Genomic DNA, 10,630 nt, shown 5'->3' on the forward strand with positions numbered 1-10,630 from the left:
GGCAGACCCCGGGCCCGACGGATGCGGCGCCCGGATCCGCCCTCCGCGGGTTCGTTCGCCCCGGCACGGTCCGTCGTCGTCATCGTGCCGATATCCGCCACTGCGGCACCCCCCGGGCTGGCGCGGTCCTCGTCGACCGGCCCGCTCATCGGTCCGCGCGCGAGCGCGGCGCTCTGGTCCGTCACCTCGCTCGGCGGCCGAACGGCCGAGCCGGGCGGAGGCTAGCAGCCTGGTTGCTCGACGTCCGGAGGGGTACGAGGTACGCTGTCAGACGTCGGAGGGAACGAGATGGGACACGAAGAGATCACCTGGCTGAGCACCAAGGAGGCGGCACGTCGCCTCGGGATCGCCAACCGGACGCTCTACCGGCTCATCGACGAGGGGCAGGTCACCGCCTACAAGTTCGGTCGGGTCATCCGCATCCAGGAGTCCGACGTCGAGGGGTTCATCGAGGCAGCGCGCATCGCACCCGGTTCGCTCGAGCACCTCTACGCCGACCAGCAGCAGCTCGAGTCCGACGCCTGACCGACCGCTCCGCGGACCGGTCGGCCCGCCCGGGCGCCGCGGAACGCGTCAGCGTTCGATGACCACCTCCGACAGCGCGCTGGACGGCAGGTACCGGGCCCCGGCCCCCTCGGCTCGCAGGGTGATCACGTCCTCGCCCACCGCGAGCAGCTGACCGCGGTGGGCTTCCCCATCCCCACGGGTGACGAGCACGACGACGGGTCGTTCCTCGACCGCGTCGGCGAGGACCTCGCCGAGGGTCCGGTCCTGCGCGGCCTCGCGTTCTCCGGCGGCCACCACCGAGGTCGAGGTCGGATCGAGCTGCACCGAGGTGATCTGGTCCACCGCGATGTGGATGCGACGGTCGGTACCGGCGGTGAGCACGAGGTGGTCGACCGCGACGGCGAGCAACGTCCCCTGGTAGCTGCGCCCGCTGCCGCTGCGGACCGTGACGCTGCGGCCGGCCTCGGCGAGGTCGCGCATCGTGCCCGTGAAGGTGGCGAACTCGCTCTGCTGCTGGCGGAGATCGCGTTCCTCGCTGCGTTCCCGGATGGCATCGGCCAGCCGTCCCTCGTCGGTCAGCCGGACGAAGGGATCGTCGGTCGGTGGGCGCCAGCTCGCGTCGCTCACGCGTCCGACGCCTCGGCCGGGTCCGGGAGGACGAGGCGTTGACCGGGGAAGATCAGGTCCGGGTCGTCGGGGTTGGCGAGCCGGTCGCGGTTCAGCTCGATCACCCGTCGCCAGTGGGGGACGACCTCGTCGTCGGCTGCCGGACGCCCGAGGTGGGCGCTGAGGTGCTCCGCCGCGATCGACCAGAGGTGCTCGCCCGCGACCACCTCGTGTTCGGCACCGGTCGTGGTGCCCTCGTCAGCGGCCGGGGCTGCGGCGCCCGGCGGGCCGAGACCGACCATCCGCGCGGTCGTGCCGTCGACGGCGACCATGGCGGCGGTCGGCGGCGTCGGCTCCGACTCACCGTCCACGGCGATCATGCGGGCGCCCGCGGCACCGCCAGCGGGCGTGGCCTCATCGTCGGCGTCGAGCGCGACCATGCGGGCAGCGGCACCGTCGGCGGGCACGGTGTCGTCCTCGCTGGTGAGCGCGACCATCCGCGGCACGGTGAGGTCGTCCCCTCCGTCCTCGCCCTCAGCCTCGCGCTCGAGCGCGACGGCCGTGGCGGTGACCGTGGACGGCCCACCGGATCGGGACGCGGCGGCGGGGACGGCCCCGGACGAGGAGGCGACCACCCCGGCTGCGAGCGTCAGGCCGATCGCCCCCTGCAGCAGTTGACGGACCAGCGGGACCGACAGCGCGTCGGCGACCGCCACGAGCCGGGCAGCGCGGGTCAACCTGGCCAGGAGGCCGACGGTCGTCACGGCCACGAGGTACCACGACAGCGCCAGCACGACCAGACGCAGGATCGCGATCGTCGCCGTCACCGCATCACGCTCGGCCGCCCACGCGCTCCACGCGCTGGGGGTACCGAGCGGCGGGGCCTCCAGCGGACCGTCACCGAGGGCGGTGAACAGCACGATGCCCGCACCGAGCGATGCGAGCCAGCCGAGCAGCGGGAGCCAGCCGCGGAACCTGTCCACCTCGTCGTCCCCTCCGTGCCGGTCTCGGCGAGCTCGTCCGGCTGCAACCTCGTCGGCGTCGACCGGGCTGGTCGCCGCCCGACACACACAGCGTAGGTTCGTACACTTTCCTGTCAATCCGTGCCCCCCGACGCGGGGGATGAGCCCTCGGTTAGGCTCCACGAGCCGCCGACGGGGAGGGCACGGGTGGAGGGCTACACGCTCCACGGCGTGCTCGGCACCGGTGCCCACGCCGAGGTCCACCGCGCGGAACCCGCGACGCACCCCGGACGGATCGTCGCGGTCAAGCGCTTCCTCGCACCGCCGACCCGCGACTCGGTCGCCGAGGTGCGTCGTGAGGCGGCGATCCTCGAACGGCTCTCCCACCCGAGCATCGTCCGACTGCTCGACGTGGCCCCCGATGGGGACGGCGTGGCGCTCGTCACCCCGTTCCTGCCGGGCGGGACCCTGGCCGACCGCGTCGCCCGGAGCTCCCTGCCCACCGCGGCGGTCGCCGATCTCGGCGCGCGGCTCGGAGACGCGTTGGCGGCCGCGCACGCGGCCGGGGTGGTGCACGGCGACGTCAAGCCCAGCAACGTGCTCTACGACGCCGAGGAGCAGCCGCTCCTCGCCGACTTCGGCGCGGCCGTCCTGCTCGGGGAGACGCCCGCAGCGACGATCGGGACGGCGGCGTACCTCGACCCGGAGGTGGCTGCTGGGCGCGCCCAGCAGCGCCCCGCGAGCGACCAGTACGCGCTCGGCGTGCTGCTGTACGAGGCGCTGGCCGGCAGCCCGCCCTACGCCGCACCGACGGTCGAGGCCACGCTGCGAGCGGCGGATCGTGGGGTGCACGTTCCCCTCGCTGACCTCGTCCCCGATGCACCCGTCGCGGTCACCGACGCGATCGAACGGGCGCTCGCCCGCGACCCCGCAGCCCGCTTCGCGACGGTCCGGGAGCTCGCGAGCCGCCTCGAGGAGGCACGCGCCGGGCTCGACACCTGGACCAGCACCGTCACACCGCCGCGCGACGGCACCTTCCCCAGCACCGATGCGGTGACGCCACCTCCCCCCGAGACGCCGGCCCCGGGTGGACGGCGACGCGACGATGCGTCGCTCCCGCCTGCCGGAGGCCGCGCCACCCCGGACCGCCCCCTGCCGACGGGCCGGACCGTGTCGACCGGCGGCGACGACCCGACGTTGACCCGACGGTTCGGCCCCGCGCCGCCGGCACCCGCGGATCCGCCAGCTCCTGATCGCCGACGTGTGCCGATGTTGCTGGCGGCGTTCGTCGTCCTCCTCGTCCCGATCGCGATCGTCGTGGCGTTCTTGGTCGCAGGTGACGACCCCGACGAGCTCCCGACGCCACCCGCATCGACCGAGCAGGCCCGCCGGCTCCCGGTCGAGCTGCCTCGCTGCGAGGACGCGCCGGCGCTGCCGGAGGACAGCGGTGTTGCGGTGGCAGCCGACACCGAGGGGCGCGGGTGCGTCGTGGAACTCGGCTGGGACGCCGAGCGCCAGATCCTCACCGTGCCACGGACCGACGGACCACCGACGCACTACCAGCTCGGCGAGCCCGGCGACCTCCTGGTCGTCGGCGACTGGAACTGTGATGGGCGTCAGTCCCCGGGCCTCTACCGCCCCGCCACGGGCGAGGCGTTCACCTTCGACGGCTTCGCCGGCGAGGGTGGCGAGCTCGAGAGCGGCCCCGCGCAGGCGACGGGGACGCCGGACGGCGAACCGTTCGTGGCCACGGGCGAGGACGGCTGCGACCGCATCGAGGTCCGAACCGACGCGTGACCCGTGGCTGGTCAGGCGCGTCAGTCGACGCGGACGGCCTGACGCTCGGTCACCGGCAGCGTCGTGCTCGCGTCCCGGCGCAGGACGGACAGCTCGCCCGACAGGCCGCCCGCGGTCCACGAACCCGACCACACCGAGGTCACCGTCACCGTGTAGGTGCCCACGTCGGTGTACACGTGGGTGATCTCTGTCGCGCCACCTGGGTAGGGCAACCCCTGGTGATCGGTGGTCGTCACGTGACCGTCACCCCAGTCGATCTCGTAGCTGACCCGACCGCTGATGGTCAGCCGTCCGAGCGGAGTGTCGTCCGCCAGCTCGATCGTCGTCGGCCCCTCGAGCACCAGGTAGGTGCGCAGACCGGTGATCGCCTCCTGAGGGTCGATCCGCGGTGCGCTCGGGTCCGGGTCGGCCGACAGCCAGAACGAGCGCGCGAGCTCACCGGGGTCGAACGCGTCCTCGGTGCCGGGACATCGGGTCGGCCCGATGTCGTCCGACGTCCACTCGGTGATGCGCTCGTCGACGTAGGCCCAGGTGTCGGCCACCGGCGGCGCTGCCGGCCGGTAGCCGAGGAACTCGGGGTACCAGCACAGCTCATCGGCGTCGTCCCGGTCGAGCCCGAAGTCGTACCACGCGTGGCCCGACGGCTGACCGACCGGGGTGGGGCCCTGCCCGTCACCGTCGCCGTTCCCGTCCCCGCCCGGGTCGCCGACCCCGGCGCACCAGGGCGCGCAGTCATCGTCCGCGGCGGCCGGAACGGCGACCACGAGCGAGGCGACCACGACCGACCCGGCGAACGCCACCGTGCCCACCCGCGGTCTGCGCGAGCCGTCACGCATCGGTCGTCTCCTCCGCGAGACACGGCACGTCGACGTCCACCGCCGCCGCCTCGGTGTCGATCAACCACACGGTCACGTTGCGTTCGTTCGGGCCGTCACCCGTCGGCGTCAGCGCCAAGGTCCAGGTGCGCTCGGCGAGGTCGTCGCCCGCACCGAGCGCCGAGTAGTCCCGCTTTGCCTCGACCACGACGCACGCACCGCTGGAGCCGACCACCTCGGTCACACGCGAGACGGGCGCGCCGGGGTCATCCGGCATGCCGGGCAACAGGACCTCCTCCCAGATGGTGCGCGTCTCGGCGGCGGACCGTGCGGTGTAGATGCTGCGCAGGTGCACCTCGGCGGCCTCGGAGCTGAACCCCCCGTCGGCCGCGACCTGGTCGGCGAGCGCCCCGGTGGCCGCGTCGAGCTCGTCGACGATGCGCTGGGCGAGGTCGACGTCGACCTCCGCGAGGTCCTCGGGAACCTCGTCGACGGCCAGTGGCCCGGGCGCGGACTCGTCGCTCGGGTCCTGCGCCGGGGCATCCGTCGGCTCGACGGCGGTGGCGTCATCGGACTCGATGGGCGTGACCTCGGCATCGCCGTTGCTGCCGCAGGCGACGAAGGCTGCAGCCCAGGGTCGCCACGAGGAGGTGGGTGACGGATCGCACGTGTGCCCCACAGTCGCGTTCATCGGGTCCGACGGGCGCGCCTGGGCGGCCGTCACGGCCAGTCTGGCTCGGGCAGGCTAGCCCGAACGGCGGCTCGTCGACGGCTGGTCAGGCGCGTTCGCGCGGCACCTTCCAGGCCTTGCGCCACGCCCGTTCCGCGTCGGAGAAGGTGTCGAGCGGATCGATCACGTCCTGGAACGCGGTGAGCAGCTCCTCGAGCTCGCGCGTCGAAGCCGCGACCTCGGCGACGTGTTCGCACCCGGTCTCGGCTTCGGTCAACGACCGGTCCGCTTGCTCCCAGGCGAGCGCGAGATCGGTGACGCGGTCCGGGTCGGCTCCGCCGGGCGCAGCCGCACCGTCAGCGGGAGCGTCCACACGCCAGCGGGGCATCCACTCCCGTGCGTCGCGGATCGCCTGCCGCATGGAGTCGAGCCCGACCGCGATCGGCGCCGGCTCGACGCGACCCGTGGGCAGGGTCCCGAGCAGGACCCGACGGCCGCCCTCGATCACCTCCGCGCAGTCGAGGAAGGACCACCACGCGTCGTGGAGGTCGGCGGGCAGGTCGGGTTTGCGCGAGAGGAGGGCCATGCTGCGGATGCTCCACGCCCGACCCGCCCGGACGCAACTCGGGGCGCCCCGGTGGCTCAGCCGTGCAACCGGCGGGCGGCCGCCCGCGGCTGTTCGACCTCGTCCAGCGCCGTCTCGAGACGTGCCGTGGGCAGACCGTGGTGGCGCTGCAGCCGGCGCACGAGGTCCGAGCGTGCCCAGGACGAGCGCGAACTGGCGAAGGTCGAGACCACGATCTCGTCGACCCGGGTGCGGCGCAGGACCTGGCCGACCGCGACGAAGGGGTCCGGGTCCCCGACCTCACCGTCGACCTCGAACCCGAGGTCACGCAGGCGGTCCGCACCGCTGCGCAGCCGGTGCCGGGCGAGGGCGAACCCCGGGTCTTCGGAGGCCCGGGCGGGGATGTGTTCGGCCTCGACCCACCCGGAGAGGGGGCCGACGACCGGCGTGGCCGGCACCACGAGGTGCACGCGGAACCGGACGTCGCCGCGTTCCGCCGCCCGGTGGGCGAGCGCGTCCTCGATGACCGGGCTCGCGAGGGTCCGGTTCGCGACCACCAGGATGACGTGCTCGTCGCCCTGCCCCGCCCCGACAGCCACCGCGCGTCTCCCAGATCCTGCCCCTCGTGGAGTCTGCGCATCGTCGCGCGGCGCGCAAGGTCGGTGAGCACCCGAGCGGACGCTGCGGTCGCGCTGCGCCCGGGGTGCGAGGGACCGGCTGGGAGCGGGGTGAGGCACGCCGGTACGCTCCCGACCTGCGCACTGCGGTCCGAAGTCTCGGTCCCCGCGGCTCGTCCGGCGTCGAGCACCCGCCCGGACCGCCCCGAGACCCCCGGACCACCGATGCTGCCTCCCCTCGAGTCCCACCCCTTCCTCGACGCGCTGCGTCGGCGGGTGCTCGTGCTGGACGGGGCGATGGGGACCTCGCTGCAGTCGTTCGACCTCGGCGTCGACGACTTCGGCTCGCACGACCTCGAGGGCTGCAACGAGATCCTGGTCGCGACCCGACCAGACGTGGTGTCCGAGGTCCACCGCTCCTTCCTCGAGGTGGGGTGCGACGCGGTGCAGACCGACACGTTCGGCGGTGCCCCGTGGGTGCTCGACGAGTACGACCTCGGCGACCGGACCGAGGAGCTGAACGAGGCGGCAGCGAGGCTGGCCCGCGAGGCCTGCGACGCGTTCTCGACGCCCGAGAAGCCACGGTTCGTGGTCGGGTCGATCGGACCCGGGACCCGCTCCCCCACCCTGTCGCTCGGCAAGGATCCCGCGACCACCAACGACTTCATCGACGTCCCGACGATGGAGGACGGCTACCGGCGCCAGATCCGCGGTCTGCTCGACGGCGGCACCGACGCGCTGCTGATCGAGACCAGCTTCGACCTGCTGCAGATCAAGGCGGCGGTCGCCGCCGCCAACGACGTCTTCGTCGAGCGCGGCGAGCGCGTCCCGGTGCTGGTGCAGTTCACCGTCGAGAAGGGCATCAACACGATGCTCCTCGGCACCGAGCCGCTGGCCGCGATCGCGGCCCTCGACCCGCTCGGTATCGACGTGCTCGGGATGAACTGCGCCACCGGACCCGAGGACATGCGCGAACACGTCCGCACGCTGGCTCGGTCCTCGCGCCTGCCGATCAGCATCGTGCCGAACGCGGGGATGCCGGCGCTGGTCGACGGCGACACCGTCTACCCGCTCGACCCCGAGGGCCTGGCCGCGGCACAGCGCGAGTTCGTCACCGAGCTCGGGGTCGCCATCGTCGGCGGCTGCTGCGGCACGACCCCCGCGCACCTGGCCGCCGTGGTCGACGCGGTCACGGGGCTGATGCCCCGGCCGCGCGTGCTGGACCGCCCGGGCCTCGCCAAGCCGGGCCTCGCCGGGTCGCTCGTCGTGTCCGACGCGGACGAGTCCGACGCGCCAGCGCCGACCCCGGCGGACCGGCGCCTCCCCTCGGGGAGGATCGAGGCCGGCCCAGATGGGTCTCCTGGGCGGCCGATGGAGGGGGCGGGAGGCGCGCCAGCGCCGACCCCGGTCGTGGTCGAGTACCGACCGTCGCTCGCCTCGCTCTACAGCGCGGTGACGCTCGAGCAGGACACCGCGTTCCTCACCATCGGCGAGCGCGCGAACGCCAACGGCTCGAAGGCGTTCAAGGAGATCCTCCTCGCCGAGGACTGGGACGCGACCGTCGCGCTCGCCAAGTCCCAGACCCGCGAAGGCGCGCACGTCCTCGACGTCTGCGTGGACTACGTCGGCCGCGAGGGTGCCCCCGACATGATCGAGGTGGTCGACCGCTACGCGACCCAGTCGACCCTGCCGCTCGTCATCGACTCGACCCAGCTCGACGTCGTCGAGGCCGCGCTCCTTCGGCTCGGCGGTCGGGCCGTCATCAACTCGGTGAACCTCGAAGACGGTCGGAACAAGGCCGACCTGCTGCTGCCGCTGGCCAAGCGCTACGGGGCGGCGGTCGTGGTCCTGGCGATCGACGAGGAGGGCCAGGCCCGCACCGCCGAGTGGAAGCTGCGCGTGTGCGAGAGCATCGCACGCATCGCGATCGACGAGTTCGGGCTCGAACCGCAGGACCTCATCTTCGACATGCTCACCTTCCCGCTCGGGTCCGGCCAGGAGGACCTGCGCGGCGACGCGAAGGAGACGCTCGACGCGATCGAGCGCATCGGGTCGCTGGTCCCCGGGTGCGGCACCACGCTCGGGGTCTCCAACATCTCGTTCGGCCTGTCCGCCGCCGCGCGCCAGGTCCTCAACTCGGTGTTCCTCAAGGAGACCATCGACCGGGGCCTGACCTCGGCGATCGTGCACCCCGGCAAGATCCTGCCGCTGCACCGCATCCCCGACGAACAGGTGGTCACCGCGCTCGACCTGATCCACGACCGTCGCGGCGCGGCGGGCACCTCCGATGGTGCTGCCGAGCAGGGCGCGAAGTACGACCCGCTGCACCACTTCATGGCGCTGTTCGAGGGCGAGGTCGAGCAGGACGACCGCGAGCAACTCGCCGACCTGCCGCTCACCGAGCGGCTGCACCGACGCATCGTGGACGGCGAGCGCGAGGGGATCGAAGCCGACCTCGACGAGGCGCTGGCCGACATCCCGCCGCTCGACATCATCAACACCCACCTCCTCGGCGGCATGAAGGAGGTCGGGCAGCTGTTCGCGTCCGGTGCCATGCAGCTGCCGTTCGTCCTGCAGTCCGCCGAGGCTATGAAGACCGCGGTCGCCTACCTCGAACCCCACATCGAGGCGTCGGGTGGTGGGTCGTCGACCAAGGGCTCGATCCTGCTGGCCACGGTCAAGGGCGACGTGCACGACATCGGCAAGAACCTGGTCGACATCATCCTGCGCAACAACGGCTACGACGTGCACAACATCGGCATCAAGCAGCCGATCGACGCCATCCTCCAGGCCGCCGAGGAGCACGGGGTCGACGCGATCGGGATGTCCGGGCTGCTGGTGAAGTCGACCGTGGTCATGAAGGACAACCTCGAGGAGATGAACCACCGCGGCCTGGCGCGCTACCCGGTGCTGCTCGGTGGCGCAGCGCTGACGCGCGGCTACGTCGAGGACGATCTGCGCGCCACCTACGAGGGCGAGGTCTTCTACTGCAAGGACGCCTTCGAGGGGCTGACCGTGTTGGACACGGTGATGGCCGACGGCGCGGACGCGGCCCGCCCCGAGGGGTTCGGCGAGCGGCGTGAACGCCGCAAGCCGACGCGGACCCGCGCGCAGGAAGCGCCCCCGGCGGTCGATACGCAGGGCCGACCCAGGTCCGACGTGGCCTCCGACGTCGAGGTGCCGCAGCCGCCGTTCTGGGGGCAGCGGGTGGTCCGCGGCGTGCCCGTGGACGAGGTGGCACCGCTGCTCAACCAGGTCGCGCTGTTCCGCAACCAGTGGGGCTTCGGTCCCGGCGAGGGCACACCGGATCAGTACCAGGAGCTGCTCGACCGCGAAGCACGGCCGGTGCTGCGCGAGTGGCTCGCCCGCGCCAAGGCCGACAAGGTCATCACCCCCGAGGTCGTCTACGGCTACTACCCCGCCAACGGCGACGGCGACGACCTGGTGGTCTGGGACCCGGAGGCACCGCTGGAACGCGAGCTCGTGCGTTTCCCCTTCCCGCGCCAGACCAAAGGCCGGTTCCTGAACATCGCCGACTTCTTCCGCCCGGCCGACGGCGGCATCCCCGACGTCCTGGCGGTGCAGGTCGTCACGATGGGCCACCGGATCAGCGAGGTCGCGCAGGAGCTGTTCGCGCAGGACCGCTACCAGGACTACCTGTTCGCCCACGGGTTCGGGGTCGAGATGGCCGAGGCGCTCGCCGAGCTGTGGCACCGTCGGATCCGTGAGGAGCTCGGTCTCGCCGGCGACGACGGTCCGACCGTGCAGGACTGGTTCCGCCAGGGCTACCGCGGGTCGCGGTACTCCTTCGGCTACGCAGCGTGTCCGGACCTCGAGATGCAGGAGCAGCTGTTCGAGCTGGTGGACCCGTCACGGATCGGCGTCGAGCTGACCGACGAGTTCATGCTCCACCCCGAACAGTCCACCTCCGCGATCGTCGTCCACCACCCGGAGGCGAAGTACTTCAACGCGAGGTGAGCAGCGACCAGCCGGAGGGCGTCGCGCCTACCGGTAGACCACAAGGGGCGCCCGTGCCCCTCCACGCCTACCGGTAGACCACAAGGGGCGCCCGTGCCCCTCCACGCCTACCG

The 10,630-nt window shown here is 72.8% G+C and carries 10 protein-coding genes; 3 read left to right on the forward strand and 7 right to left on the reverse strand.

From position 1 onward, the window contains the following. Positions 1-185: hypothetical protein (locus WEB03_RS01215; protein ID WP_368069148.1), on the reverse strand; the 185-nt coding region annotated here is incomplete at its 3' end. A gap of 103 nt (positions 186-288) precedes the next feature. Here WEB03_RS01215 and WEB03_RS01220 point away from each other — a divergent pair. Then, the gene (locus tag WEB03_RS01220; protein WP_368069149.1) at positions 289-525 is read left to right on the forward strand and encodes a helix-turn-helix domain-containing protein; all 237 of its coding nucleotides are present in this window, start codon (positions 289-291) and stop codon (positions 523-525) included. A 48-nt stretch (positions 526-573) separates the two neighbouring features. Here WEB03_RS01220 and WEB03_RS01225 read toward each other — a convergent pair whose 3' ends face one another. Both WEB03_RS01225 and WEB03_RS01230 read right to left on the reverse strand, forming a co-directional pair. Beyond that, a complete protein-coding gene (locus WEB03_RS01225) occupies positions 574-1,134 on the reverse strand; it encodes a DUF2642 domain-containing protein (protein WP_368069150.1) in 561 nt (186 codons plus the stop codon). Next, positions 1,131-2,096 carry a LysM peptidoglycan-binding domain-containing protein gene (locus WEB03_RS01230; RefSeq protein WP_368069151.1) on the reverse strand — a complete coding sequence of 322 codons (966 nt, stop codon included), beginning with the start codon at positions 2,094-2,096 and terminating at the stop codon, positions 1,131-1,133. The genes WEB03_RS01225 and WEB03_RS01230 overlap by 4 nt, the downstream gene beginning before the upstream one ends. 186 nt (positions 2,097-2,282) lie before the next feature. Here WEB03_RS01230 and WEB03_RS01235 point away from each other — a divergent pair, with 186 nt between their 5' ends. Beyond that, complete coding sequence (locus WEB03_RS01235; RefSeq protein WP_368069152.1) at positions 2,283-3,872, forward strand: serine/threonine-protein kinase; 1,590 nt, start codon at positions 2,283-2,285, stop codon at positions 3,870-3,872. Positions 3,873-3,892: 20 nt separating this feature from the next. On the opposite strand, the gene WEB03_RS01240 is transcribed toward WEB03_RS01235, so the two are convergent. The 4 genes from WEB03_RS01240 to WEB03_RS01255 all read right to left on the reverse strand — a co-directional run bounded on the left by WEB03_RS01240 (position 3,893) and on the right by WEB03_RS01255 (position 6,521). Further along, the gene (locus WEB03_RS01240) at positions 3,893-4,708 is read right to left on the reverse strand and encodes a PKD domain-containing protein (protein ID WP_368069153.1); all 816 of its coding nucleotides are present in this window, start codon (positions 4,706-4,708) and stop codon (positions 3,893-3,895) included. Further along, a complete protein-coding gene (locus WEB03_RS01245; protein WP_368069154.1) occupies positions 4,701-5,378 on the reverse strand; it encodes a hypothetical protein in 678 nt (225 codons plus the stop codon). The genes WEB03_RS01240 and WEB03_RS01245 overlap by 8 nt, the downstream gene beginning before the upstream one ends. An 85-nt stretch (positions 5,379-5,463) precedes the next feature. Continuing rightward, on the reverse strand, positions 5,464-5,943 hold the full coding sequence (locus tag WEB03_RS01250; RefSeq protein ID WP_368069155.1) for a hypothetical protein: 480 nt from the start codon (positions 5,941-5,943) through the stop codon (positions 5,464-5,466). Positions 5,944-5,999: 56 nt separating this feature from the next. After that, positions 6,000-6,521: a hypothetical protein gene (locus tag WEB03_RS01255; protein WP_368069156.1), complete on the reverse strand. Its 522-nt coding sequence runs from the start codon at positions 6,519-6,521 to the stop codon at positions 6,000-6,002. A 243-nt stretch (positions 6,522-6,764) separates the two neighbouring features. On the opposite strand from WEB03_RS01255, the gene WEB03_RS01260 reads away from it, so the two are divergent. Then, the gene (locus WEB03_RS01260; protein WP_368069157.1) at positions 6,765-10,517 is read left to right on the forward strand and encodes a homocysteine S-methyltransferase family protein; all 3,753 of its coding nucleotides are present in this window, start codon (positions 6,765-6,767) and stop codon (positions 10,515-10,517) included. Positions 10,518-10,630 lie beyond the last annotated feature (113 nt).

Origin of the sequence: Nitriliruptor sp. (assembly GCF_040882075.1) — a bacterium.
Classification (GTDB): domain Bacteria; phylum Actinomycetota; class Nitriliruptoria; order Nitriliruptorales; family Nitriliruptoraceae; genus Nitriliruptor.

Coding starts and splice junctions, on each gene's coding strand:
- WEB03_RS01220 (WP_368069149.1), top strand. CDS start 289: ATGGGACACGAAGAGATCACCTGGCTGAGCACCAAGGAGGCGGCACGT.
- WEB03_RS01240 (WP_368069153.1), bottom strand. CDS start 4,708: ATGCGTGACGGCTCGCGCAGACCGCGGGTGGGCACGGTGGCGTTCGCC.
- WEB03_RS01245 (WP_368069154.1), bottom strand. CDS start 5,378: ATGAACGCGACTGTGGGGCACACGTGCGATCCGTCACCCACCTCCTCG.
- WEB03_RS01250 (WP_368069155.1), bottom strand. CDS start 5,943: ATGGCCCTCCTCTCGCGCAAACCCGACCTGCCCGCCGACCTCCACGAC.
- WEB03_RS01260 (WP_368069157.1), top strand. CDS start 6,765: ATGCTGCCTCCCCTCGAGTCCCACCCCTTCCTCGACGCGCTGCGTCGG.